The sequence below is a fragment of the Streptomyces sp. NPDC002838 genome, assembly GCF_040295365.1.
Lineage (GTDB): Bacteria > Actinomycetota > Actinomycetes > Streptomycetales > Streptomycetaceae > Streptomyces.
In genome coordinates this window covers 24,654-49,903 of the sequence record NZ_JBEOVF010000013.1, presented here as the reverse complement: position 1 = coordinate 49,903, position 25,250 = coordinate 24,654, and the positions used below count along the sequence as shown (strand labels likewise).

Annotated in this window: 23 protein-coding genes; 18 read left to right on the top strand and 5 right to left on the bottom strand. The window is 68.4% G+C overall.

The genetic code is table 11. From position 1 onward, the window contains the following. Window position 1: 1 nt before the first annotated feature. The 3 genes from ABT063_RS18835 to ABT063_RS18825 all read left to right on the top strand — a co-directional run bounded on the left by ABT063_RS18835 (window position 2) and on the right by ABT063_RS18825 (window position 2,902). Window positions 2–1,237, top strand: coding sequence for a sensor histidine kinase (locus tag ABT063_RS18835; protein WP_351058476.1), 1,236 nt, complete (start codon window positions 2–4; stop codon window positions 1,235–1,237). A gap of 416 nt (window positions 1,238–1,653) precedes the next feature. Then, on the top strand, window positions 1,654–1,950 hold the full coding sequence (locus ABT063_RS18830; RefSeq protein WP_005481602.1) for a DUF4193 domain-containing protein: 297 nt from the start codon (window positions 1,654–1,656) through the stop codon (window positions 1,948–1,950). A 13-nt stretch (window positions 1,951–1,963) separates the two neighbouring features. Beyond that, window positions 1,964–2,902 carry a hypothetical protein gene (locus ABT063_RS18825; protein ID WP_351058475.1) on the top strand — a complete coding sequence of 313 codons (939 nt, stop codon included), beginning with the start codon at window positions 1,964–1,966 and terminating at the stop codon, window positions 2,900–2,902. Between the two features lie 17 nt (window positions 2,903–2,919). Here the strand turns inward: ABT063_RS18825 and ABT063_RS18820 are convergent, their stop codons facing one another. After that, a complete protein-coding gene (locus ABT063_RS18820) occupies window positions 2,920–3,381 on the bottom strand; it encodes a DUF3093 domain-containing protein (RefSeq protein WP_351058474.1) in 462 nt (153 codons plus the stop codon). A gap of 58 nt (window positions 3,382–3,439) precedes the next feature. On the opposite strand from ABT063_RS18820, the gene ABT063_RS18815 reads away from it, so the two are divergent. From ABT063_RS18815 to ABT063_RS18780, 8 genes are all read left to right on the top strand, one after another. Further along, entirely contained in the window at window positions 3,440–4,024 is a 585-nt protein-coding gene (locus tag ABT063_RS18815) for a PaaI family thioesterase (protein ID WP_351058473.1), read from the top strand. Next, complete coding sequence (dut, locus tag ABT063_RS18810) at window positions 4,021–4,581, top strand: dUTP diphosphatase (protein ID WP_351058472.1); 561 nt, start codon at window positions 4,021–4,023, stop codon at window positions 4,579–4,581. Before ABT063_RS18815 ends, dut begins: the two co-directional genes overlap by 4 nt. Window position 4,582: 1 nt before the next feature. Beyond that, window positions 4,583–5,353 (top strand): DUF3710 domain-containing protein, encoded by a 771-nt coding sequence (locus ABT063_RS18805; protein ID WP_351058471.1) that lies wholly within the window; start codon window positions 4,583–4,585, stop codon window positions 5,351–5,353. An 89-nt stretch (window positions 5,354–5,442) separates the two neighbouring features. Then, complete coding sequence (locus ABT063_RS18800; protein WP_351058470.1) at window positions 5,443–6,135, top strand: ABC transporter ATP-binding protein; 693 nt, start codon at window positions 5,443–5,445, stop codon at window positions 6,133–6,135. A gap of 132 nt (window positions 6,136–6,267) precedes the next feature. After that, window positions 6,268–8,811, top strand: a complete 2,544-nt coding sequence (locus ABT063_RS18795) for an ATP-binding protein (protein ID WP_351058469.1) — start codon at window positions 6,268–6,270, stop codon at window positions 8,809–8,811. Beyond that, window positions 8,808–9,491, top strand: coding sequence for a response regulator (locus tag ABT063_RS18790; protein WP_351058468.1), 684 nt, complete (start codon window positions 8,808–8,810; stop codon window positions 9,489–9,491). Before ABT063_RS18795 ends, ABT063_RS18790 begins: the two co-directional genes overlap by 4 nt. Before the next feature lie 45 nt (window positions 9,492–9,536). Beyond that, window positions 9,537–9,935 carry an OB-fold nucleic acid binding domain-containing protein gene (locus ABT063_RS18785; RefSeq protein WP_095750835.1) on the top strand — a complete coding sequence of 133 codons (399 nt, stop codon included), beginning with the start codon at window positions 9,537–9,539 and terminating at the stop codon, window positions 9,933–9,935. Between the two features lie 3 nt (window positions 9,936–9,938). Further along, the gene (locus ABT063_RS18780; RefSeq protein ID WP_351058466.1) at window positions 9,939–10,685 is read left to right on the top strand and encodes a DUF3159 domain-containing protein; all 747 of its coding nucleotides are present in this window, start codon (window positions 9,939–9,941) and stop codon (window positions 10,683–10,685) included. A 74-nt stretch (window positions 10,686–10,759) separates the two neighbouring features. Here the strand turns inward: ABT063_RS18780 and ABT063_RS18775 are convergent, their stop codons facing one another. Further along, window positions 10,760–11,437: a potassium channel family protein gene (locus ABT063_RS18775; protein WP_351058465.1), complete on the bottom strand. Its 678-nt coding sequence runs from the start codon at window positions 11,435–11,437 to the stop codon at window positions 10,760–10,762. Next, window positions 11,437–12,108: a potassium channel family protein gene (locus tag ABT063_RS18770; protein WP_351058464.1), complete on the bottom strand. Its 672-nt coding sequence runs from the start codon at window positions 12,106–12,108 to the stop codon at window positions 11,437–11,439. The genes ABT063_RS18775 and ABT063_RS18770 overlap by 1 nt, the downstream gene beginning before the upstream one ends. Before the next feature lie 390 nt (window positions 12,109–12,498). Between ABT063_RS18770 and ABT063_RS18765 the strand changes: the two genes are divergently transcribed. The 3 genes from ABT063_RS18765 (at window position 12,499) to ABT063_RS18755 (ending at window position 16,479) form a co-directional block, all read left to right on the top strand. Further along, window positions 12,499–14,547, top strand: coding sequence for an APC family permease (locus tag ABT063_RS18765; RefSeq protein ID WP_351058463.1), 2,049 nt, complete (start codon window positions 12,499–12,501; stop codon window positions 14,545–14,547). A gap of 55 nt (window positions 14,548–14,602) precedes the next feature. After that, entirely contained in the window at window positions 14,603–15,931 is a 1,329-nt protein-coding gene (locus ABT063_RS18760; protein ID WP_351058462.1) for a class I SAM-dependent RNA methyltransferase, read from the top strand. Window positions 15,932–16,284: 353 nt separating this feature from the next. Then, complete coding sequence (locus ABT063_RS18755; protein WP_351058596.1) at window positions 16,285–16,479, top strand: hypothetical protein; 195 nt, start codon at window positions 16,285–16,287, stop codon at window positions 16,477–16,479. A gap of 2 nt (window positions 16,480–16,481) precedes the next feature. On the opposite strand, the gene ABT063_RS18750 is transcribed toward ABT063_RS18755, so the two are convergent. Further along, window positions 16,482–16,688, bottom strand: coding sequence for a hypothetical protein (locus tag ABT063_RS18750; RefSeq protein ID WP_351058461.1), 207 nt, complete (start codon window positions 16,686–16,688; stop codon window positions 16,482–16,484). Between the two features lie 244 nt (window positions 16,689–16,932). Here ABT063_RS18750 and ABT063_RS18745 point away from each other — a divergent pair, with 244 nt between their 5' ends. Then, complete coding sequence (locus tag ABT063_RS18745; protein WP_165343137.1) at window positions 16,933–17,430, top strand: toll/interleukin-1 receptor domain-containing protein; 498 nt, start codon at window positions 16,933–16,935, stop codon at window positions 17,428–17,430. Between the two features lie 387 nt (window positions 17,431–17,817). On the opposite strand, the gene ABT063_RS18740 is transcribed toward ABT063_RS18745, so the two are convergent. After that, on the bottom strand, window positions 17,818–20,958 hold the full coding sequence (locus tag ABT063_RS18740) for a tetratricopeptide repeat protein (RefSeq protein WP_351058460.1): 3,141 nt from the start codon (window positions 20,956–20,958) through the stop codon (window positions 17,818–17,820). Window positions 20,959–21,642: 684 nt separating this feature from the next. On the opposite strand from ABT063_RS18740, the gene ABT063_RS18735 reads away from it, so the two are divergent. From ABT063_RS18735 to ABT063_RS18725, 3 genes are all read left to right on the top strand, one after another. Next, window positions 21,643–23,232, top strand: coding sequence for a hypothetical protein (locus ABT063_RS18735; RefSeq protein WP_351058459.1), 1,590 nt, complete (start codon window positions 21,643–21,645; stop codon window positions 23,230–23,232). Between the two features lie 605 nt (window positions 23,233–23,837). Continuing rightward, window positions 23,838–24,005, top strand: coding sequence for a hypothetical protein (locus tag ABT063_RS18730; RefSeq protein ID WP_351058458.1), 168 nt, complete (start codon window positions 23,838–23,840; stop codon window positions 24,003–24,005). 405 nt (window positions 24,006–24,410) lie between these two features. Continuing rightward, complete coding sequence (locus ABT063_RS18725; RefSeq protein WP_351058457.1) at window positions 24,411–25,037, top strand: tyrosine-type recombinase/integrase; 627 nt, start codon at window positions 24,411–24,413, stop codon at window positions 25,035–25,037. Window positions 25,038–25,250: the final 213 nt, after the last annotated feature.

Sequence of the window (25,250 nt, the reverse complement as noted above, 5' to 3'; positions counted from 1 at the left end):
CGTGGCCGCGACCCCCGCGCCTCCCCAGGCGCCTCCGAAGCCCACCTGGGACCCCAGGCGGCCGCAGCCGCCGTTCCCGTGGCTGCGCCCGACCATCCGGATAAGGCTCACGCTGCTGTACGGCGGGATGTTCCTGATCGCCGGCATCCTGCTGCTGTCGATCATCTACCTGCTCGCCGCGCAGGCCCTCAACCCGGGCAGCGACCTGCCGTTCAAGGTCGTCGCGGGCAGCAAGGTGACCAGCACCATCTGCAAGTTGCCCGACCAGGCCTCGCCCGACGAGTTCAACAACGCCATGAACGAGTGCGTCAACCAGCAGCGCCAGGACGCCCTGGACAACCTTCTCAGCCGCTCGCTCCTGGCCCTGCTCGGTCTGGCGATCATCGCCTTCGCCTTCGGCTACGCCATGGCCGGCCGCGTGCTGTCGCCGCTCGGCCGGATCACCCGCACCGCGCGCGCGGTGGCGGGCTCGGACCTGTCCCGCCGTATCGAGCTGGACGGCCCGGACGACGAGCTGAAGGAACTGGCGGACACCTTCGACGACATGCTGGAGCGGCTGCAGCGGGCGTTCACGGCCCAGCAGCGCTTCGTCGGCAACGCCTCGCACGAGCTGCGCACACCGCTGGCGATCAACCGCACGCTCCTCGAAGTGCACTTGTCGGATCCGAACGCGCCGGTGGAGCTGCAGCAGCTCGGCAAGACGCTGCTGGCCACCAACGAGCGCAGCGAGCAGCTCGTCGAGGGCCTGTTGCTGCTCGCCCGCAGCGACAACCAGATCGTCGAGCGCAAGCCGGTGGACCTCGCGGAAGTGGCCGAGCAGGCCATCGACCAGGTGCATGCCGAGGCGGAGGCCAAGGGTGTGGCGATCCGCGGAGAGCAGAAGCCCGCCGTGGTCCAGGGCAACGGCGTGCTGCTGGAGCGGATTGCCCTGAACCTCGTACAGAACGCGGTGCGGTACAACGTGCCGGAGGGCGGCTGGGTCGAGGTCACGACGGATGTCCAGCACGGTCAGCCGGTGCTCGTGGTGTCCAACACGGGCCCGGTGGTGCCGGCGTACGAGATCGACAACCTCTTCGAGCCCTTCCGGCGGCTGCGTACGGAGCGCACGGGCAGTGACAAGGGTGTCGGCCTCGGTCTGTCCATCGCCCGGTCCGTGGCCCGGGCGCACGGCGGGCACATCTCGGCTCAGCCGCGTGACGGAGGGGGACTCGTCATGCGCGTGACCCTCCCTGTCTGAGAGCATGGCCCCCGCACACGATCCGACACACGGGGATGTTCGCTTTGCGCGGAATTTTCGGGGCACCCGCCGACCATCCACCGAGCGTCTCCCTGTGTGATCGATCACAAGAGCGATTTTCCAGCCATGTACTCTCCGTGATCATGCGGTCGGCCGGAAAGCCGGGAAAGTCCGGGTTTCCGGGGGTCCTGATCACGGGAAGTACACGGTGAGACGCCTTTGAAGTGCGGGATTCGGACCGTGTACGGTCCCGATCGCCATCCAACCCGATCACTCATGAGGAGTTCGGTTGGGTGTCGATTGAGTAACAGACCTTGATGTGAGGCAAAATCTCCGCCTCGGGTCGGGCACAAGTCCGGCCTCTCACGCGTTACGTGCGCTGGAGACACCGCAGACACCCAGAGGGGGAGAGCGACATGGCAACCGATTACGACACTCCACGCAAGACCGATGACGACGTCGACTCGGACAGCCTTGAAGAACTGAAGGCTCGGCGGAACGACAAGTCGACCTCCGCAGTGGACGTCGACGAATTCGAGGCCGCCGAGGGTCTCGAACTGCCCGGCGCCGACCTGTCCAATGAGGAGCTGGCCGTCCGGGTGCTGCCCAAGCAGCAGGACGAGTTCACCTGCATGAGCTGCTTCCTGGTGCACCACCGCAGCCAGCTGGCCCGGGAGAAGAACGGCCAGCCGATCTGCCGCGACTGCGACTGAGGGCGGGTCGGCCGTGACTGGCTCGACCCCTCCCCGGAAGCGCCGCTTCCTCCAGAGGGAAGCGGACCGAGGGCCGTCCGACGGCCCGCACGGCGCGCGTGACGACGAGCGGGGCTCATCCGACAAGGGATCGGCCTCGCTCGAACCGGCGGCCGGCCGGGCTGACCTCCCGGTGCCGGCCGAGACCCCCGTGCCCGTCGCGCGGCGGCGGGCGGCGGTGATCCGGGAGAAGGCCAGAGAAGGCGTCCGCAAGGGCGGCAGCCGTGCCCGGGCGGCCCTTGCGCATCTCGCCGACCGATTGATCGACAACGCCCCGCGGATCCCCGTAAGGGACCTCGCCACGCTCCGTGGGCAGTTCCCGGGTCTCGGGCCGGAGGAGCTCGCCGACAAGCTCGTCACGGGCGCGTCGAGTGCGACGGCCACGGTCGGAGCGGGGATCGGTGCGGCCGCCATGATGCCCGTGCCGCCCGCGATGCCGGCGGAGCTGGCCGCCGAGATCACCGGCGTGGCGGCGATCGAACTGAAGCTGATCGCCGAACTCCACGAGGTCTACGGCCAACGGCCGCCGGGCAATCTGAAGCAGCGCTCCACCGCGTATCTGAACTCCTGGTCGGGAGAGCGCGGAATCGACGTGACCAAGCCGTCGACGATAAACGGCGCGCTGAACAGCCGAATGAAGCAACAACTGCGGCAGCAGATCATGAAGCGGATGGTGCGGAACCTGCCGAACCTGATGCCGTTCATGGTGGGCGCGGCCGTGGGGGCCGTCATGAACCGCCGGGACACCAGGCAACTCGCGGAGCGGATCCGGGGGGACCTGCGCGAGAAGCAGGTGCCGTGGGACGAACTTCCCGCACTGCCGCCCCTGGAGACCCCCAAGGACGCGCTGCCGATCGGGAACGTGCCCGAACAGGGCGGTCCGGGAACGGACGGCCCGAAAGAGCTCGGGTGACGCCTCGCCCGGGTGTTCTAGCCGGCGGCCCGCGCCGCCTTCAGGGCCTCGGCCAGCCGCTCCGGCTCACGCGTCGACAGGTACAGGTACGGCGTCGGGTCCTCGGGGTCCGTGACCTCCACGCGCAGAGCGGTGGGGATGTAGGCGCGCAGCAGCAGGAAGGCGCGGGTGTCGGCCTTGTACGTACGCCAGGCGGCGGCCTCCGCCGCGTCCAGGACCTCCGCGTCACCCAGCGCCGACACCGGGATCTTCGCCTCGCCCGCGATCAGGAAACCGCCCACGACGCGGATGCGCGGCGAGCCGTACGCGCTGGCCACGACCGCCGCCGCGGCGGTGCCGCCGGCCAGGCCGCCGAGCATCGGCAGGGTGCCGAAGGGCAGCAGGATCAACGCCATCGAGACCCCGACCAGGAAGGAGATCAGCCACCAGGAGCGGGGCGCGGTGAGGCGTTCTTCGTACGGGGCGGCGGAGAGCTGCATGAAGCCAAGCTTGGCACGGTGTCGGTACAGCCCCGACGCGCGGGTAAGGTCTGCGGCTGTGAGTGGTACTTCCGCAGCTCTCAAGCCTCCGGCCGACGCCGTGAAACCGGTGCGGCACCCTGAGGCTCCCGCACCCGGCGAGCTCCTCGGTGCGCACTACGCACAGTGTTTCGGCTGCGGCGGCGGTCAGCCGCACGGACTGCACCTGGAGGCGCGGGCCGGCGAGGGGGTCACCCTCACCGCCGAGTTCGCCGTGCAACCCGCCCACCAGGGCGCCCCGGGGCTCGCGCACGGCGGTGTGCTGGCGAGCGCCCTCGACGAGACCCTGGGCGCGCTGAACTGGATGCTGCGGACGATCGCCGTGACCGGGCGCCTGGAGACCGATTTCGTGCGGCCCGTTCCGGTCGGTACGACCCTGCACCTTCAGGCCGAGGTGAGCGCGGTGGCCGGGCGGAAGATCTACTCGACCGCCACCGGCCGCATCGGTGCCCCCGACGGGCCCGTCGCGGTCCGTGCCGACGCGCTCTTCATCGAGGTGAAGGTCGACCACTTCGTCGACCACGGCCGCCGGGAAGAGATCCAGGCCGCCATGAACGATCCGGACCAGGCGCGGCGTGCCCGTGCCTTCGAGGTGAACCCGTGAGCCGTGAGCCCCGTCAAGAAATCGACGTGCTGATCCGGCGCGTCGACCCGGACGTACCGATTCCGACGTACGCGCGTCCTGGTGACGCGGGAGCCGATCTGCGCACCACCGAGAGCTGTGAACTGCGGCCGGGTGAACGGGCCGTGCTGCCCACGGGGGTGTCTGTGGCCCTCCCGGAGGGGTACGCGGCCTTCGTGCACCCGCGGTCCGGTCTCGCCGCCCGCTGCGGTGTCGCTCTGGTGAATGCCCCGGGGACGGTTGATGCCGGGTACCGTGGGGAGATCAAGGTGATCGTGGTGAATCTCGACCCGCGCGAGTCCGTGCGGTTCGAGCGCTTCGACCGGATTGCCCAACTGGTCGTCCAGCAGGTCGAGAGGGTCCGCTTCCAGGAGGTCGCGGAACTTCCCGACTCGGCACGGGCCGAGGGGGGATTCGGGTCCACCGGTGGCCATGCCGCGGTGGACGGCGGGCGCGGCACAAGTGGTCATGCCGCCGTGGGCGGCGCGACGGGTGGGAATCGATACGCTTCGGTCGTATCCGACCGGGAAGGACAGTGACGTGTTCGGACGTCGCAAGAAGAAGGGTTCCGCTGAGGACGCGGCGGACGCGGCGAGCGAGGCCGAGCAGGTCGTCGACAGTGTCGACACTGAGGCGGACGACGAGGTCGAGCGTGAGCGCGTGAGGCTGGAACCGGAGCCGCGGCCCGACGGGCCGTGGGACAGCTCCGAGGTCCGTGACCCGGCCGAGGGCCGGGTGGACCTGGGCGGTCTGTTCGTGCCCGGCGTCGACGGCATGGAGCTGCGGGTCGAGGTCGCGGGCGACGCGATCGTCGCGGCGACCGTCGTGCTGCAGGACAGCGCCATCCAGTTGCAGGCCTTCGCCGCTCCCAAGCGGGAGGGCATCTGGGGCGAGGTGCGCGAGGAGATCGGCTCCGGCATCACCCAGCAGGGCGGCATCATCGACGAGGTCGAGGGTCCGCTGGGCTGGGAGCTGCGCGCCCAGGTGCCGGTGCAGCTGCCGGACGGCACCGGCGGTTTCCAGGTGGTGCGGTTCGTCGGTGTGGACGGGCCCCGCTGGTTCCTGCGCGGGGTGATCTCGGGCCAGGGCGCGGTACAGCCGCAGGCCGCCGGTCTGCTGGAGCAGATCTTCCGGGACACGGTGGTGGTCCGCGGCGAGGGCCCGATGGCGCCGCGCGACCCGATCGTCCTGAAGCTGCCGGACGACGCGCAGATGGTCCCCGAGAGCATCACGCAGGAGGAGGCGGGCTCCCGCTTCTCCGGCGGCATGGGGCAGCTGCAGCGCGGGCCGGAGATCACCGAGGTCCGGTAGACACCAGGGACACAGGGCCGCACCCCTCGCCGGGGTGCGGCCTTTTCTCGTACTCTGGCGCCCGGTTCACGGGGAACGGGGGAGGACACATGACTCAGGTGGTCACCGAGACCATGGTGCGCGTCGAGAACGTCCGCAAGTCCTACGGCGACTCGGCCGCCGTCGTCCACGCCCTGCGCGGCGTTTCCTTCGACGTGCCGCGCGGGGAGCTCGTCGCCCTCAAGGGCCGGTCGGGATCGGGGAAGACCACGCTCCTGAACATCGTCGGCGGCCTTGACGCGCCGGACGAGGGGCGCGTCGCGGTCGACGGGCTCGACCTCGCGGGGCTGGACGAGGACGGCCTGCTCGCCCTGCGCCGGGACCGCATCGGCTTCGTCTTCCAGTCCTTCGGGCTCATCCCGATCCTCACCGCCGCCGAGAACGTCGGCGTGCCGATGCGGCTGCGCCGGGCCGACCCCCGCGAACGCGAGGAGCGCGTCGAGCTGCTGCTGTCCCTCGTCGGCCTCGCCGACCACGCCGGGCAGCGGCCCGGCGAGCTGTCCGGCGGCCAGCAGCAGCGGGTCGCCATCGCCCGCGCCCTCGCCAACAGCCCCTCGCTGCTCATCGCCGACGAGCCGACCGGTCAGCTGGACGCGGATACCGGTCACTCCGTGATGGAGCTGCTGCGTGCCGTCGTACGCAGTGAACAGGTCACCGCGCTCGTCGCCACGCACGACGCGAACCTGCTGGATCTGGCCGACCGGGTGCTGGAGCTGAGGGACGGGGAGATCGTCCAGGGCTGACGCTCCGGCGTCAGGATGTGGCGTCAGGGTTTCGTCAAAGACGGTCCCGAGGCCGCACCCGACCCCATTTGTCGGGATTCTTGGTCGTAAGGTCGACGCTGCGCAGGCAGCTGACCGGAAGACAATGAGGGCATGGGACGCGGCAGGCTTCGGATCTATCTCGGTGCGGCACCGGGCGTCGGCAAGACGTACGCGATGCTGTCCGAGGCGCACCGGCGGGTCGAGCGGGGCACCGACTGTGTCGTGGCCTTCGTGGAGCACCACGACCGGCCGCGCACCGAGGTGATGCTGCACGGCCTGGAGCAGATCCCGCGCAAGGAGCTGGAGTACCGCGGCGGCGTCTTCACCGAGATGGACGTCGACGCCGTCCTCACCCGGCGGCCTCAGGTCGCTCTCGTGGACGAACTCGCCCACACCAACATCCCCGGCTCGCGCAACGCCAAGCGGTGGCAGGACGTGGAGGAGCTGCTCGCGGCCGGCATCGACGTCATCTCGACCGTCAACATCCAGCACCTGGAGTCGCTGGGCGACCTGGTGGAGTCGATCACCGGGGTGCGGCAGCGGGAGACCGTGCCGGACGAGGTGGTGCGGCGGGCGGACCAGATCGAGCTCGTCGACATGTCGCCGCAGGCGCTGCGGCGGCGGATGGCGCACGGCAACGTCTACCAGCCGGACAAGGTCGACGCGGCGCTGTCGAACTACTTCCGGCCCGGAAACCTGACCGCGCTGCGCGAGCTGGCGCTGCTGTGGGTGGCCGACCGCGTGGACGCGTATCTGCAGCAGTACCGCAGCGAGCACCGGGTGTCGAAGATCTGGGGATCGCGGGAGCGGATCGTGGTCGGGCTGACCGGCGGTCCGGAGGGGCGGACGCTGATCCGGCGGGCGGCGCGGCTGGCGGAGAAGGGCGCCGGCGGCGAGGTCCTCGCGGTCTACATAGCCCGCAGCGACGGGCTGACCTCCGCATCCCCGAAGGAACTGGCCGTACAGCGCACCCTCGTCGAGGACCTGGGCGGCACCTTCCACCATGTGGTGGGCGACGACATACCGGTGGCACTGCTGGACTTCGCCCGCGGCGTCAACGCCACCCAGATCGTCCTCGGCTCCTCCCGCCGCAAGACCTGGCAGTACGTCTTCGGCCCCGGCGTCGGCGCGACGGTCGCCCGGGAGTCCGGCACCGACCTCGACGTGCACATCGTCACACACGGCGAGGTCGCCAAGGGGCGCGGACTGCCGGTGGCCAGGGGCGCGCGGCTGGGCCGGGCCCGGATCATCTCGGGCTGGCTCGTCGGCGTGGTCGGGCCGGCGATCGTGGCGCTCCTGCTCAGCCTCGTGGACCTCGGCCTCGCCAACGACATGCTGCTGTTCCTGACGGTGACGGTGGCGGCGGCCCTGCTCGGCGGGCTCTTCCCCGCGCTGGCCTCGGCGGCGGTGGGCTCCCTGCTGCTGAACTACTTCTACACACCACCCCTGCACCACTGGCGGATCGCCGACCCGGAGAACATCGTCGCCATCGCCATATTCGTCGCCGTCGGGGTGTCGGTGGCCTCCGTGGTGGACCTGGCGGCCCGGCGCACGCACCAGGCGGCCCGGCTGCGGGCGGAGTCGGAGATCCTGTCCTTCCTCGCGGGCAACGTGCTGCGCGGCGAGACCGGCCTGGAGGAGCTGCTGGAGAGGGTCCGCGAGACCTTCGGCATGGAGTCGGCCGCGCTGCTGGAGCGGGAGAGCGACGTCGACCCGTGGACCTGCGCGGGCCAGGTCGGTCCCGGGCGGGCGGTGGAGCGACCGGAGGACGCGGACGTGGACGTTCCGGTCGGGGACCACATGGCGCTCGCGCTGACCGGCCGGGTGCTGCCCGCCGAGGACCGCCGGGTGCTGGCCGCCTTCGCCGCCCAGGCCGCCGTCGTCCTGGACCGCCGACGCCTGCAGGAGGAGGCCGACCAGGCCCGCAGCCTGGCCGAGGGCAACCGGATCCGTACGGCGCTGCTGGCCGCCGTGAGCCATGACCTGCGTACGCCACTGGCCGGGATCAAGGCGGCCGTCTCGTCGCTGCGGTCCGACGACGTGGCGTGGTCCGAGGAGGACCGGGCGGAGCTGCTGGAGGGCATCGAGGAGGGCGCCGACCGCCTGGACCACCTGGTGGGCAACCTCCTCGACATGTCCCGCCTGCACACCGGCACGGTCACCCCGCTGATCCGGGAGGTCGACCTGGACGAGGTGGTGCCGATGGCGCTCGGCGGGGTGCCCGCGGACAGCGTGGAGCTGGACGTCCCGGAGACGCTGCCCATGGTCGCCGTGGACCCCGGGCTGCTGGAGCGGTCGGTGGCCAACCTGGTCGAGAACGCGGTCAAGTACAGTCCGCCCGGCGATCCGGTCCTGGTCTCCGCCAGTGCCCTCGCCGATCGGGTCGAGGTGCGGGTGGTCGACCGCGGGCCGGGCGTCCCCGACGAGGCCAAGGAACGCATTTTCGCGCCCTTCCAGCGCTACGGCGACGCCCCGCGCGGAGCCGGTGTGGGTCTCGGCCTCGCCGTGGCACGCGGTTTCGCCGAGGCCATGGGCGGCACTCTCGATGCCGAGGACACTCCCGGCGGGGGCCTCACCATGGTGCTCACGCTCCGGGCGGCGGGATCGCGCCCGGAGTCCCTTCCCTCAGCGGAACCCGAAAGGCAGGCTTCATGACCCGGGTGTTGGTCGTTGACGACGAGCCCCAGATCGTGCGCGCCCTCGTGATCAACCTCAAGGCGCGCAAGTACGAGGTCGACGCGGCGTACGACGGCGCCACCGCCCTCCAGCTCGCCGCCGCCCGCCACCCTGACGTGGTGGTCCTCGACCTCGGCCTGCCCGACATGGACGGCGTCGAGGTGATCAGGGGCCTGCGCGGCTGGACCCGGGTGCCGATCCTGGTGCTGTCCGCCCGGCACTCCTCCGACGAGAAGGTCGAGGCCCTCGACGCGGGCGCCGACGACTACGTCACCAAGCCGTTCGGCATGGACGAGCTGCTGGCCCGGCTGCGGGCCGCCGTACGCCGCGCGGAGCCCACCGGCGGCGGGGAGGACGACGTCCTGGTGGAGACCGACGAGTTCACCGTCGACCTCGTCGCGAAGAAGGTGAACCGGGCGGGCAAGGACGTACGGCTGACGCCCACGGAGTGGCATCTGCTGGAGGTGCTGGTGCGCAACACCGGCCGTCTGGTCAGCCAGAAGCAGCTGCTCCAGGAGGTGTGGGGGCCGTCGTACGGGACGGAGACGAACTACCTGCGGGTCTATATGGCCCAGCTCAGGCGGAAACTGGAGGCGGACCCGTCGCATCCGAAACACTTCGTCACCGAGCCCGGGATGGGGTACCGGTTCGAGCACTAGTACGGGGGGTACGTAGCTGTCGGTGGGCCCCGGTACGCTTCAGATATGAGTGCTGCCCCTCGATCCGAGAAGCCGGTGGGCCGGTTCCGGCGCATGCTCGACCGGCTCTCCTCGTCGCAGGAGGACCTGGAGTCCGAGGAGCTGCGGGAGGACGCCGCGACCGCCGGCTGCACGCGGATCGGTGACTGTCACGACCGACAGGTGGTCACGGTTACTGGTACCTTGCGCACGGTCACCCTGCGGCCGCGCGCGGGAGTTCCGGCCCTGGAGGCCGAGCTGTTCGACGGCTCCGCCGCCCTGGACGTGGTGTGGCTCGGCAGGCGCTCCATAGTGGGGATAGAGCCGGGGCGCAAGCTGATCGCATCGGGCCGGATCTCGATGAGCCGGGGCCGCCGGGTGCTGTTCAACCCCAAGTACGAACTGAGACCCCTCGGACGGGAGTAGCCGGTGACGTCGCTCGACAAGCCGACCACAGACACCGAAGACACCGCGGACATCGAAGACGCCGCAGCCGCTGAGCGGGATGCCCGGGCGGTGACGGAGGCCGCGTTGTTCGAGGCGTTCGGCGGCGTGCGGGGCATGGTCGAAACGGTGCTGCCCGGCCTCCTGTTCGTCACGATCTACACGATCAACAAGGACCTGCACCTGTCGGCGATCGCCGCCCTGGGCGTGTCCCTGCTGCTGGTCGTGGTCCGCCTGGTGATGCGGGACACCGTCAAGCACGCCTTCAGCGGCGTCTTCGGCGTCGCCTTCGGTGTCGTCTTCGCGATGATGACCGGCAACGCCAAGGACTTCTATCTGCCCGGCATGCTCTACACGCTCGGCCTGGGGCTGGCGTACATCATCACGACCCTGGCCGGTGTCCCGCTGATCGGTCTCATCCTCGGCCCGGTCTTCAAGGAGAACCTCTCCTGGCGCACCCGCAACCCGGGCCGCAAGAAGGCGTACGCGAAGGCCAGTTACGCCTGGGGCGCGATCCTGCTCGCCAAGTGCGCGATCCTCTTCCCGCTGTACTGGTGGGCCGACACGACCCAGCTGGGCTGGGTGCTGGTCACCCTGAAGATCCCGCCGTTCCTGCTGGCGGTCTGGCTGACCTGGGTCTTCCTCGCGAAGGCGCCCGCGCCCATCGACGTGTTCGCGGAGATGGAGGCGGAGGAGAAGGCACGGGAGGCCGCGGCTCGGTCGGCTGAGTAGGCACCGGCACCGAGAGGTGAAAGGGGCGCCCTGGATGGTCAGGGCGCCCCTTCTCGTCGTAACCCCCGGAGGGCTCAGCCCGCCGCGTCCTCCCGCCGCACCGACAGCAGGTCCTCCAGCTGCTCCTCGCGGGCCTGCGCGGCCACGAACAGCAGCTCGTCGCCCGCCTCCAGGGAGTCCTCCCGGGAGGGCGTGAGGACGCGGGTGCCGCGGATGATGGTGACCAGGGACGTGTCCTGAGGCCACTCCACGTCGCCGACCTGGGTGCCGGCCAGGGCCGACTCCTCGGGCAGGGTCAGTTCGACGAGGTTGGCGTCGCCGTGGCTGAAGCGGAGCAGGCGGACCAGGTCGCCGACGCTCACCGCCTCCTCGACCAGGGCCGACATCAGACGCGGGGTGGAGACGGCGACGTCCACGCCCCAGGACTCGTTGAACAGCCACTCGTTCTTCGGGTTGTTGACGCGGGCCACGACGCGCGGGACGCCGTACTCCGTCTTCGCCAGGAGGGAGACGACGAGGTTCACCTTGTCGTCGCCCGTCGCGGCGATCACCACGTTGCAGCGCTGGAGCGCCGCCTCGTCCAGGGATGTGATCTCGCAGGCGTCGGCGAGCAGCCACTCCGCCTGCGGGACGCGCTCGACCGAGATGGCGGTCGGCGCCTTGTCGATGAGCAGGACCTCGTGGCCGTTCTCCAGCAGCTCGCCCGCGATCGAGCGGCCGACCGCGCCGGCACCGGCAATGGCGACCCTCATCAGTGACCGCCCTCCTCTTCGGGACCCTTGGCGAACGCCGCCTCGACCTTGTCGACCTCGTCGGCGCGCATCATCACGTGCACCAGGTCGCCCTCCTGCAACACGGTCTGCGAGGTGGGCAGGATCGCCTCGCCGAGCCGGGTCAGGAACGCCACACGGACGCCCGTCTCCTCCTGCAGCCTGCTGATCTTGTGGCCGACCCAGGCGGTCGACGCGTGCACCTCGGCCAGCTGGACACCGCCGGTGGGGTCCCGCCACAGCGGCTCGGCACCCGAGGGCAGCAGGCGGCGCAGCATCTGGTCGGCCGTCCAGCGGACCGTCGCGACCGTGGGGATGCCCAGGCGCTGGTAGACCTCGGCGCGGCGGGGGTCGTAGATCCGGGCCGCGACGTTCTCGATGCCGAACATCTCGCGGGCCACGCGGGCGGCGATGATGTTCGAGTTGTCGCCGCTGGAGACGGCGGCGAAGGCGCCGGCCTCCTCGATGCCCGCCTCGCGCAGGGTGTCCTGGTCGAAGCCGACCCCGGTGACCCGGCGACCACCGAACGAGGAGCCCAGTCGTCGGAAGGCGGTGGGGTCCTGGTCGATCACGGCGACCGTGTGCCCCTGTTGCTCCAGGGTCTGGGCGAGAGCGGACCCCACTCTCCCGCAGCCCATGATGACGATGTGCACGACCGTCCTTCCGGTGTGAATAGTTACTGCTCAGCCACATCAGGGTCTCAGACCGAGGCCCAAGCTACACACGCGCGGTACGACGTCGGCACCCCTGTGCACGGTTGCCTCGCACCCGGGGCGGTCAGCGGCGGCCGATGCTGCGGACGCTGGCCAGAGTCAGGATTCCGAGGCCGACGAGAGTGGCCGCGGCACCGATCAGCTGTGCGGTCGTATGCATGGAACCTCCAGGGGCGGCTACAGCCGGAAAACGCGGGGTTTTGTCATATAGGCATGCGGATCCCGCCACCTGCGGAACCCGCAGCCGGGCCGCCGGTCGATTTCACCCGTAGGGCAGATGAGGGGTGGCGGGTGGTTGCCCCCGCATTCGAACGCCTACGATCCTCTGTTGTGTCCAAACTGACCGACGTGCCCAAACGCATTCTGATCGGGCGCGCACTGCGCAGTGATCGGCTCGGGGAAACGCTCCTGCCGAAGCGCATCGCCCTTCCCGTCTTCGCATCCGACCCGCTGTCCTCCGTCGCGTACGCGCCTGGCGAGGTCCTGCTGGTCCTGTCGATCGCGGGCGTGTCGGCGTACCACTTCAGCCCCTGGATCGCCGTCGCGGTCGTCGTGCTGATGTTCACGGTGGTCGCCTCCTACCGGCAGAACGTGCACGCCTACCCCAGCGGCGGCGGCGACTACGAGGTGGCCAACACCAACCTGGGGCCCAAGGCGGGCCTGACGGTCGCGAGCGCGCTGCTCGTCGACTACGTCCTGACCGTCGCCGTGTCGATCTCCTCGGGCATCGAGAACCTGGGCTCCGCGATCCCCTTCGTGGTCGAGCACAAGGTGGCCTGCGCGATCGGCGTGATCGTGCTGCTCACGCTGATGAATCTGCGGGGCGTCAAGGAGTCCGGCAAGCTCTTCGCGATCCCGACGTACGTCTTCGTCACGGGCGTCTTCATCATGATCGCCTGGGGTGCGTTCCGCGGGCTGGCCCTCGGCGACACCATGCGGGCACCCACGGCGGACTACGAGATCAAGGCGGAGCACCAGGGGCTCGCGGGATTCGCCCTCGTCTTCCTCATGCTGCGCGCCTTCTCCTCCGGCTGTGCCGCGCTCACCGGCGTGGAGGCGATCTCCAACGGTGTGCCCGCCTTCCGCAAGCCCAAGTCGCAGAACGCGGCGACGACGCTCGCGATGATGGGCCTGCTGGCCGTCACCATGTTCTGCGGCATCATCGGGCTCGCGCTGGTGACCGACGTCCGCATGGCCGAGAACCCGGCCGCCGACCTGCTGCGCAACGGTGTCGCGGTCGGCGCCGACTATGTGCAGAACCCGGTGATCACCCAGGTCGCCGAGGCCGTCTTCGGCAAGGGCAGCTTCTTCTTCGTCGTGCTCGCCGCGGCCACCGCGCTGGTGCTGTTCCTGGCCGCGAACACCGCCTACAACGGTTTCCCGGTGCTCGGCTCGATCCTCGCCCAGGACCGCTATCTGCCGCGCCAGCTGCACACCCGCGGAGACCGGCTCGCCTTCTCCAACGGCATCGTGCTGCTCGCCGGCGCGGCCATGTTCCTGGTGTGGATCTACGGCGCCGACTCCACCCGGCTGATCCAGCTGTACATCGTCGGCGTGTTCGTGTCCTTCACGCTCAGCCAGACCGGCATGGTCCGCCACTGGAACCGCCACCTGGCCACCGAGCGCGACCCGGCCAAGCGCCGCCGCATGATCCGTTCCCGAGCCATCAACACCTTCGGTGCCTTCTTCACCGGGCTGGTGCTGATCGTCGTCCTGGTCACCAAGTTCACGCACGGCGCCTGGGTCGCGCTGCTCGGCATGGTGCTCTTCTACGCGATGATGACGGCGATCCGGAAGCACTATGACCGGGTGTCCGAGGAGATCGCCGCCCCGGAGGGCCCGACCGACGACAGCGTACGGCCGTCCCGCGTGCACTCGGTCGTGCTGATCTCCAAGATCCACCGACCGACGCTGCGGGCGCTGGCGTACGCCAAGCTGATGCGCTCCGACACCCTGGAAGCGCTCAGCGTCAACGTCGACCCGGCCGAGATCAAGGCGCTGCGCGAGGAGTGGGAGCGGCGCGGCATCGACGTACCGCTGAAGGTGCTGGACTCGCCGTACCGCGAGATCACGCGGCCGGTCATCGAGTACGTGAAGAGCCTGCGCAGGGAGTCGCCGCGGGACGCGGTGTCCGTGATCATCCCCGAGTACGTGGTCGGCCACTGGTACGAGCAGTTGCTGCACAACCAGAGCGCGCTCAGGCTGAAGGGCCGTCTGCTGTTCACGCCGGGTGTCATGGTGACCTCGGTGCCCTACCAGCTGCAGTCGTCCGAGGTGGCGCGGAAGCGGGCCCGCAAGCGGCAGGAGTGGAACGCTCCGGGCTCGGTGCGGCGCGGTCCCGCCCAGGAGCGGGCGAAGGAGACGTCGACACCGACGTAGACTGGTGGGCTGTTGTCCGCCTTCCCCCTACTCGATGTTGTGGAGTCACCCCGCCATGCAGGCAGAACCGAAGAAGTCGCTGGTGGGGGAGGAGTACGAGGTCGAGGTCGGCCCCGTCGCCCACGGCGGGCACTGCATCGCCCGTACCGAGGAGGGCCAGGTGCTGTTCGTCCGGCACACGCTGCCCGGCGAGCGGGTCGTGGCGCGTGTCACGGAAGGCGAGGAAGGGGCGCGTTTCCTGCGGGCTGACGCCGTCTCGGTCCTGTCGCCGTCCAAGGACCGGATCGAAGCGCCCTGCCCCTACGCCGGCCCCGGCCGCTGCGGCGGCTGTGACTGGCAGCACGCCAAGCCGGGCGCCCAGCGCCGGATGAAGGGCGAGGTCGTCGCCGAGCAGCTGCAGCGGCTCGCCGGTCTCACGCCGGAGGAGGCCGGCTGGGACGGCACCGTGATGCCGGCCGAGGGCGACAAGCTGCCGGCGGGCCAGGTGCCGCAGTGGCGGACGCGCGTGCAGTACGCGGTGACCCCCGACGGTCAGGCGGGCCTGCGCCGGCACCGCTCGCACGAGGTCGAGCCGATCGACCACTGCATGATCGCGGCCGAGGGCGTCAGCGAGCTCGGCATCGAGAAGCACGACTGGACGGGCATGGAGTCCGTCGAGGCGATCGCGGCGACAGGCTCGCAGGACCGCCAGGTGATCCTCACGCCCAAGCCGGGCGCACGGCTGCCGCTGGTCGAGTTGGACAAGCCGGTCTCCGTGATGAGGGTCGAGGAGAAGGACGGCGGCGTTCACCGCGTCCACGGCCGCCCCTTCGTCCGCGAACGCGCGGACGGCCGTACCCACCGCGTCGGCAGCGGCGGCTTCTGGCAGGTCCACCCGAAGGCGGCGGACACGTTGGTGACGGCCGTCATGCAGGGCCTGCTGCCCCGCAAGGGCGAGATGGCGCTGGACCTGTACTGCGGCGTCGGGTTGTTCGCGGGGGCGTTGGCCGACCGGCTCGGCGAGAAGGGCGCGGTCCTCGGCATCGAGTCCGGCAAACGCGCCGTGGAGGACGCCCGGCACAACCTCGCCGACTTCGACCGCGTGCGCATCGAGCAGGGCAAGGTCGAGGCGGTACTGCCGCGCACGGGGATCACCGAGGTCGACCTGATCGTCCTGGACCCGCCGCGGGCGGGCGCCGGACGGAAGACGGTCGAGCATCTGTCGTCGCTGGGTGCGCGGCGGATCGCCTACGTCGCCTGCGATCCGGCGGCGCTGGCGCGGGATCTGGGGTACTTCCGGAGTGGGGGGTATCGGGTGCGGATGTTGCGGGTGTTCGATCTGTTTCCCATGACGCACCATGTGGAGTGTGTGGCGATCCTCGAACCGGTGGCTAAGAGTGCCTGACCTGCGGTTTTGCGCGTGCGCGTTATGGGCGGTGTGGGCGTTACGGGCGATATCTTGACGCTGAAATGACGCTCGTGACGCTCATTTGACGCTCGTTCTGATGGGGTGTCAGGTGTGTATTGGGCAGGTCAGGTGGCGTCAAAGCTGCGAGTGACGATGTGACGCCGAGGGCTGGTGACGCTCAATACGGGGCCGCCGGATCGTGCAGATCAGATGTTCCGGAAGAGACCAGCGGGGCCCGTGACCTGCTGTGCTTGGTTGGTCCGATCCTCTGAGCGATCCCGGTTCCCACGCGACCGGGTTCTCTCCATCCTGCGGTGGCTGCCCTCCGGGACGATGAAGAACGGCTGGTGATGTCGCCCGCACTCCGTTGTCGGTCGCTTTTCTCCATCCACGGGGGCGCCGACGACCTGGTGGAGACCGGCTCGGTGGGCGAGGCCCGCGCGAAGTGGGAGGCGCGGATGGAGGGCAAGGACGCCGACATGCAGGACGGGGACGTGGTCGAGTTCCGCCACGGAAAGGCGTCAGGCGGCAAGGCCGTCTCGTAGCGCTAGAGGTCCTTGACGGTCACGCCCTTGGTTTCGAAACTGGCGGTGCACTCGTCGCAGGCGGACCCGTGGAGCATCAGTAGATCCTGCCGGAACACGAACGGCGTGAAGCTCGCACCCTGCCCCGGGAAGTGCCTGCGGCAGTTGTCGCTCAGCACCGACGAACCACGCACGCGACGGCCCTGAACGTGCTGCTGCCGGCCGTTCAACAAACCACGACACTGTGTCGGAGGTTCGCTTTACCATGGGCGCATGGCGCAATGCACAGCACCCTCCCGAGGCCACCGCACCGCGAGTGGGGCCGCGAACTGCCCAGCGTGCAGCAGCTGGGGACGGAGGTCGCACACCCCGTCGTATTCGTCCGGACCCTCCTACGGCGGTGGCGGCGGTGGCGGTCGGTCGTCCGGGTCGTATGGCGGCGGCACCTCGCGGCGCACCAGGTCCGGCAGGACGGTGTCGTACACCCCGACCGAGTGGCGGGCGGTCGAGCCCTACGCCGACAAGGCTGCGGTACAGGCACAGGTACACCCGGACAAGCGAGACCTCTTCCTCTGCCACGCCTGGAACGACCGCGAGGGCAGCGCGAAGGAGCTGTACGGTCACCTGAAGACGAGCGGTGCGACGGTGTGGTTCAGCGAGGAAGACATCCCGCTGGGCTCGCTGCAGATGCGGGAGATCGACAAGGGGCTTCGTAACTCCCGGATCGGCATCGTGCTGGTCACGCCAGCCCTGCTCGAGAGCATTAAGAACGAGGGGATCGCCGAGAAGGAGCTCGCCGTCCTGCTCGGCACCAACCGCGTCGTGCCCGTGACGCACGGGGTGACCTTCGACGAGCTCTATGACGTCAGCCCCATGCTCGCGTCGCACTCCGGGCTGAGCACGAAGGAGTCGTCGCTCGACGCCGTCGCCGCCAAGATCGCTGCTGCTGCCGCCGCGCTTCCCGCTGCCTGACGTCCGGACGCCGGAGAAGATCACGCGAAGAGACCGAACAAGGTCACACGAAGGGGCGGGTCTGCTGCACGATCGGGCGGCGGGTGAGTCGCCCGGTGACTTTGCGCGTGCTCGGCGGAGTCGGAGGGCGGAGTGCGGCGAGGCTGGACAACGCGATCCCTGGCCCAGTCCCGCAGCGTGGAGTAACCGACTATCCAGCCGCGCGGTCGGGCAGTTGGTTGGCTGCACGGGCGTGACAGGTCGCCCACGTACCGCGTCGCCTCCTTGCGGGCCTCGGATGGCGTGGATCGCGCAGCATCGAGGCCCCTCTGCCACAAGCACTCCCGGACAGATAGAAGGGCGGGCGGCAGCTCTGTGGAGCGCCACCGCCGCAAGGACGTAATGGCTTTAGAAACTCGCCTGTATTTCGCCGCCGTCGATGGATTCCCGCATCGTGGCCAGGAGAGCTGTTGCCTGTCCGGTCAGCGTCTCGTCGTCCGTCTCGCCGAGCGCCGTGACCGCAGCTGTACCAACTGAGATGGCTTCTTCTGGATCCGTCGCCCACAAGGCTGACGAGAGCAGGAAGAGGGCTCTCCCCTCCCCGTGACGGTCCCGAGCCGTCCGGTAGAGCGTGATCGCCTCCCGGACCGCTTCGATGGCCCGGTCCTGTCGCCCCAGTACCCCCCATGCCTTGCCCAGGTTCATCAGCGCCTTGGCCAGCGCGTGGGTAGCCCCGGCTTCCTTGAGCAGGTCATACGCGCTCATCAGTATCCGGACGGCCTCGGCTGGTGCCTTCGCATTGAGTCGGTTGGTGGCGAGATTCGTCAGCGCGACGCCCTCGCCCTGCTTGTCTCCGAGGTCGTGGCAGAGGGCGGCAGCCTCCTCAAGGAGGTCTGATCCGTCACCGAGTCCGCCTGCGCGTAGCGCACTGCTCAGATTTGTGAGGGCCATGGCGACACCGTGGTGATCACCGGCCCTGTGGAAGGCGTCCCGTGCAGCTGTGTGGGCAACCGCAGCCTCGCCGGCCCGCCCCAATTCCCTGAGGGCCAGGCCGAGATTGTTCTGGGTGACCGCCTCACCGTGCCAGTCGTCGATGCGGCGGCAAATTTCAATGTCCCGCTGGTACACGCCCACCGCTTCCTCGTAGCGGCCCGACTCGTCCAGCGCGCGTCCGAGGTTGGTGAGCGCAGCGCCTTCGCCTCGCAGGTTCCCTGCCTTGCCCTGCAGGACGACGGCTTTTCGCAGCACGAGCACGGCGCGATCGATGTCGCGCATTTCATGCAGCGTGTGACCGAGGTTGGTCAAAACCTCGGCTTCACCCAAGAGGGACCGCTCCGCGCGATGGATCCGTAGGGCTTCCTCGTGTGCGGCAACCGCTTCCGGGAACCGGGTCAGACCTCTGAGGGCGCATGCCTGTGCGTCAAGGAAGGCGGCTCGAAAGGCGGCAGGGGCGCTTCCGGCGCAGCACCTGAGTGCGCTGTCGTATATCTCCGTCAACTCGGCGTAGCCGCGGCGCAGTTTGAGGTAGTCGCCGATGCGTCCAGCCATCTCCATGATGACGTATGGGTTATCTGTGGGAGACGTTGCGGTTATGGTCGCGACGAGGTTCGCGCGTTCTTCGTCCAGCCAGGAGAGTGCTGCGCCCCGATCTGCGAAACGGGGCGCCGGGGACTGACCCGGGACAAGGCGGTCGTGCGCCTCAGCAAGCCGGTCTGCGTAGTGGCGGACCAGCCGGTCCAGGGCAGCGGAGCGATCGGTGCTAGCGCGCTCCGTCCGCCCGGTCTCGTCCGCGTAGAGCCTGATCAAGTCGTGCATGTGCCACCGGCCGTAGGTAGCCGAGCTCTGGACCAGGTGACCGCGCCCCAGGGCTCCCAAGAGTTCTTCGGCCGTGTCGGGATCGATGTCGCATAGGTGGGCCACGGACTCGGTCGAGACATCGGGGCCAGGGTTGAGAGCGAAGAGTCGGAAGAGCCGCGCCTGGTCCGGCGGCAGGTGCCGGTAGGACAGTTCGAACGCGGCTCGTACCGCGAGATTCCCCCGGCTCAACCGACGCAGGCGGCGATGCTCGTCGTCCAGAGCCTGGGCCATCGAGGACAGTGGCCGGTCGGGCTGGTCCGCCAGGAGGGCGGCGACGATCCGCAACGCAAGTGGCAGGTGTCCGCAGTGCCGGGCGATGGCCTCAGCAGTGTCGAAAGCATCCTCGACCCGTGTATCTCCCTTGCCCCGGGTCGCTCGCAGGACAAGACGGAGCAGGTCAACGGAGTCCGCAGGATCGAGCACGGCCAGGTCGTACAGGCGGGCGTCCAGTTCGGACAGTGTGTGTCGTGAGGTGATGAGTACGGGGACTCGCGCGTCGCCCGGGAGGAGGGGGTGGACCTGCTCACTGTCCATGGCGTCGTCGAGGACGATCAGGGTGCGCTGGCCCTGGTCGGCTCGGCTGCGCAGCGTCGATCGGTACAGTCGCGCGCGGTCCTCTAGATCTACAGGGAGGTGTTCGTGGTCGATGCCCAGCCCCCGGAGCATCGAAGCGAGCGCCTCGTCGGGGCTCTGCCGGCGGGCAGGGTCGTACCCGTAGAGTTCGACTGCAAGGGCACCGCAGAACCATCCGTCCTGGTCCTGGGCGCGATGGGCAACCTGTCGTATCAGCTCAGTCTTTCCGACACCAGGCAGTCCGGCCACCACGTGGACCGAGGGCCCCTCGCCTGTGGTACCCGGATCCAACGCCGAGAGTAGCTCTGCTACTACGGCGTCTCTACCGGTGAACGTGCCGGAAGGTGAGGGCAGTCCTGAGAGGGCAGGAGTGGTTCGAGGGATAACACGGTCGGGGGCGGTCTGGGCTATCCCACTCACCGGTGCCATGGCGGCGGAGTTCTCCGGTTTGACGTTGTGCCACAGCCCGTACTGCGGGAGTCGGGCCATTATGGCTCTCGCGTCGAGGCGCGTACCCAGGGAGTTGAGGAGTAGGTCACCCAGGGCGAGGGCCGCCAGTCGGCCGGGAGCCCCGGACAGAACCTTTTCAGCGAGAGCTGCATTCATGGCGACCACGTCGCGCTCATCGGGCCACTCCACCCACAGAGAGCGGAGCATGCGCCATACTGTCTCCGGTGCGCCAAATATCCCGGGAGCCGCGAGTTCGTCGAAGGGGGCACGGAGTTCGTCCGTCAGCCAATCACGGATGAAAGTGGAAAAGTCGTCGGAGCGGCGGGCGCGGTCGCCGAGTTCCTGAAGTGGCCGGGCCGGCACTATGGAGACGAAGTGGAAGTCATGGCTCGCCTCGACGTGGGTGCGCAGGTGCCGCCAAATCCCCTTTGCCTCCAAGGATGCGACGTTCCATCCGTTGGCATTGCGGTTCTGTCGTTTGACCTGATGTACCTCGGTGCGGCCATTGTGACGATAGGCAAACTCAGTCCCCTCACCGAGGACTCCGCTCGGTTCGAGGGTGAGCGAGTCCCCCTGCCCGAGTAGGACGTACAGGGCGTGCCTGATTGTCCAAGCGCCCTCGTAGCGATTGCCGAACTTGTCCGTCTCCCCACCCGGCCTCGGTGCCACCGGTTCCTCCTTGCCCCGCCTGCCCGGCGACTCTCTGCCCAGCCTTGTGCACGGCCACGCTACCCGGCGGCGCTGACAGTGGTTCATGTTGATCGGTTGTGTACCCGGCTGATCCGCGCGACGAGTTTGAGGTTCCCGGAGGCTCGAGCAAGGAGCCGGCATGCGGATCGTCCATGTACCGTATCTCGCAAGGGGGTTGCCCCGAAGCGGTGATGCCGCGGGCAGAGCCGATCAAGCGTACGGTTCGCTCGTGCGGTACTTGAACCCTGAATGGCTACAAGCCTCCACCTCGGCGGCGATGCACGCCGGGCAACGCAGCCTGCTGGAACGTGTGCTGTCCGCCCTCGATGGCAGCAGCCACCTTGGCCAGAACGTTGCAACACTGCCGAGTGCACTCGTCGCACTGATTCGTGCGCAGGCAGCACTCGAGAGCCACGGGTCCGTGGGGCAGCCGAGATGGCAACTGCTTGGTCGCGTCGTTGACGCGGCGATCTCCTCGACCCGGCAGGCGGCAGGTGCCTACCGCCTGGGTGGCCGAGCAGATCTTGCGCTGGCGGAGACGGAAATGGTCGCTATTGCAAGCCTGATTTCACAGCGTAGGGATTCCACGCCGCAGAATCAGACACGGCAGGCGGCGATCCAGCTCGACCGCCTCCTCGTTCCGCTTAGCGAGGCAATCAAGGGGTGGGTGAACCGCTGTGGACTGGTGCAGTCAGCGACCGGTACCTCGCGGAGCAGATGGCTGCGGAGATCGGGTTGCTCGTTGCCCTTGAGGGCCGGGACACGACTGCGCTTTACACCGATCTGGTGAATCTCATCTCCTGCGGCGCGGTGAGTGCGGACGCCGTCAAGAGCGCATTGTGGCCGCCCAACCGTTCGCATCGGGTCACGCTTGCCGTGCACGGAACACGGGAGCTTCGCGGCCTTGCGACCTTCCTGCCTGGCAGCCAGCAGTGGGGGCTGTGGGGCGGGCAGGAGGAAGACAAACTGCCCACGAGAGCTCCGATCCGCAAGTTTGTACGCTTCGTCGGCCCCCTTGAAGGCTCCGCTGTTCTGGTTAGCATTCGGATCGAGGCAGCTGACCCCGGCACAGCAGCGCGAATCGCGCGGCGAGAGCTCAGCGAGGCTTTGGATCATTATGCGGCTGGCGATCGACTCATTGACCTGCAACTGGCTCCAACGTGGTCGGTCGAGTCACCGTCTGACCGGCACGCAATGGGCACCGTGCGCAGCCCGGGGCGGCGTACGGCCTACCCGCTCACTGGCTACATGCCCGATTCGTTGCGTGCTGCGATGAGGGCGGCCAACCTCGCTCGCCATGTGGACGCACCCATGGCGAGCGCCGCTCTGTCCTGGAGTGCCTTGGAGACGACTGGCCTGGCAGCAAACAAAGTCGAACGATTGGCTCGAGCCTGCGCCCTGCAGACACTCCGCCGACACCTTGCCTCGACTCATGCAGTACTCCGTTCTGCTGCCCGTGCCCGGCTTGACCACCAGCGCCATGCCGTGGAGATGGAAAAGGTTCAACTCAAGAAGCATGAGACCGCGGCGCACTTCTGCGCCCAGTCCGACAGCCTTAACGCTCAGGCCGCGCTCAACACGCACGTGGAACTCGCAGCGACCGCGCGTGCGCGGCTGGAGCGCGTGGAAATGGACCTCCAGGTTACCGAGACGGCGATCACGTCCGACATGGCAGCATTGGGTGCGTATGTGACAACCGAAGGGAGCAAGGAACACCTGAAGTCTGTCGACGCCTGGCTCGACGTCCTGCTCCCCGCGCAATCAGGCATCTCGTCCTGCCTGCAGGCGGCCAAGGACGCTGCCACGGACCTTGCAACCCGCTGCGAAGGACTTGCCGCCGAGACTCTCTCCCTGTGGCGCTCCCGACTCGCTGCTCCCAAGGACTTGGCGAACTGGCTCGAAATCCAGGCCGGAACCTACCGAAGCGTCCTCGAATGGCTCTATGCCACCCGCAACATGGTCATTCACAAGGGCCACTTCACCGCTCCGTCCGACGAGTTGACCGCGTTTGCAGCCCGCGGCGTCGTCGATATGGCGCTGGAGTTCCTGAGTAACTGGCACACCGTCGAACGTGCCCGCTCTGGCAGGGAGACTCCTGCTGCCGAGGTGTACCAACGTCTAGGTGACCGGTTGACAGATGTGATCACCGAACTGCGCCGTCCCGGAGCGGCATGCCATTCCCTGCGCGTCGACTATCTCACTGGGCCCGACTCGACCTGGTGGATAACCGGATACCTGAGAGGAACTCCTTGACTGGTCCGAAGCGGACGGCGCATCAAGTCCTTGAACTTCAGGTTGGTTATGCCGCCCTACTCATCGATCGGCTCCAGGGCGACCTGTAACCGCATCGAGGGAGGCTCCGGCACTTCGATGACCGTCTCCTCCTCGGCGCCTTCATACAGGCAGTCGTGGTGCTGTTGACAGGTCCTCTTTCCTGCGGTGTTCGGTACTGACAGCCCGCGAAGCGCTGCACGAGCGGGAAGGTCGTGCTGGGCGACGGCGGACCGGCCGCGGCATCCGTCATCCATCCCGTACTCTGCTTCCTCGCGACGGGGATCGAACTTCGCGCAATCGCGGGGATCGTCATCGTCGCGGGGACAGCGCTGGCTGGCAACGACGTCAACTGCGAGCGCGCTTTTCGCCTTCTGCGGTTCCTCTACTACCGCTCACAGCCTCCGGCACCGTCCCAGCGGGTTGAATCACCACGTTCGCTGGGAAGGGTGAATCGATGATGAACTACTTGTTCAGATGGGACGAGATACCGCAAGTACGGGGGTGGGACCTTCGGGGTGGAAGCCCCGGAAGGCTGATCGACTCCAAAGGTTCGGGGGCGATGCGGTCGCCTATTCGGAGACCGGATGTATGCCATGTTCGACGAGACGGGTGCGGCGGCGCAGCAGATCCCCCTTTTTTTTGCGCGGGTGCTTGGCGCCGCCAGCCGTGTAGTCGGAGTGGTGCTGCCGGACAGTGCTGCCCTGCCGGTGGAAGACCCCGATCTAGACGGCGGCCTTGCGGTAGAGCGGTGAGGCCGTTCAGGTTCTGGCGCGGCGTGCACAAAAAGCCGTCGCCATAGAGCAGGTGCTTAGAAGGCGCCTGCTCTGTTCGGCTGCTTCGGGCCACGAAACGGGCGCTGTCGATGCTCCCTTGCGAGGCGGCGGCATCGGGGCGGTTCGCCGACGGCAGACAAGTTGGGACCGGAACGGACTGGAATAGAGGGCCCTGTGCAAGTCAATCTAGAGCGCTTCCTGAAGATCGTGATGACTTGCCGCCGCCATCCCTGACGTGGATCTGACGTCAGCATCGTTGGGATCCCGTGGCGTTATAGCACGGGATCCCCGGTTACCGAAACCGGGGATCGTGCCGACCATTGAATCTGTCACGCGGATCCCCGAGTGGCGCATTCTGTCCCTTTCCCTGAGGAGTTAATCGCTGTGTCCGTCGACGTAATGGACGAAGAATGGCTGCTTTCCGTGGAGCAAGTTCGATCGCTGCTCGAGTGGATACGTGGGCACGCGGGTGCCGATCGCTCGGTGTACCCCTTCATGCTCACCGTGGCCGAGCAGGCACTGCGTCCGGGGGAGGCTCGCGCCCTGCGAGTTCGCGACGTGATGCTCCCGGAGGGCGACGGGGGTCAGTTGACGGCTCGTCACCGAGGAGTAGCTAGGGAGATTCCCCTCCAGCCCCGTTTCGTTGAGTTTCTGCGTCACTGGATCGATGAGGCTGGTCTGAGGGAGGGCGATCTGCTGTTTCCCGGCAGGCGCGGTGGGCCGCTCTCGGCTTCCGTCTACCAGCAAGTGTGGGAGCAGGCCCAAGAGGCTGTCCTGCCCCGGGACGAGCGGTACTCGTGGCGTCTGGGGGAGCCCATCTCCATCCTGCGGGAGTCGTGCCTCGTGGAGTGGCTGAGGATGGGCATCTCGTCCTTCGCGGTTGCCGAGCTGGCCGGTGTGACGCCGGATTGGCTGGCACTTCGCTACCCGTACTGCTTCCGTCGGGAGGATGCCGACATCGACTGGGATCGCCTGGCCAAGGCCATGGCCCTTCCGGAGCTCAAGCGATGAAATCCCGCCCGCGCTCCGGCCGATCCGCGGAGCGCGGGCACCCTACCGATTTCATCCCTCTGCCCCTCGTCAGTCCTCACGCCCAGCGACACCGTCACGTCACGAAATCCTGGTTTGCGAGGTTCCACTTCGAGGTGAGGTCTCACTGCCCTGAGGGAGCTGGTTGACCTTCGCCCTGGACCGGCTGCCGCTTCGCCGGGCACCCATCCCGCC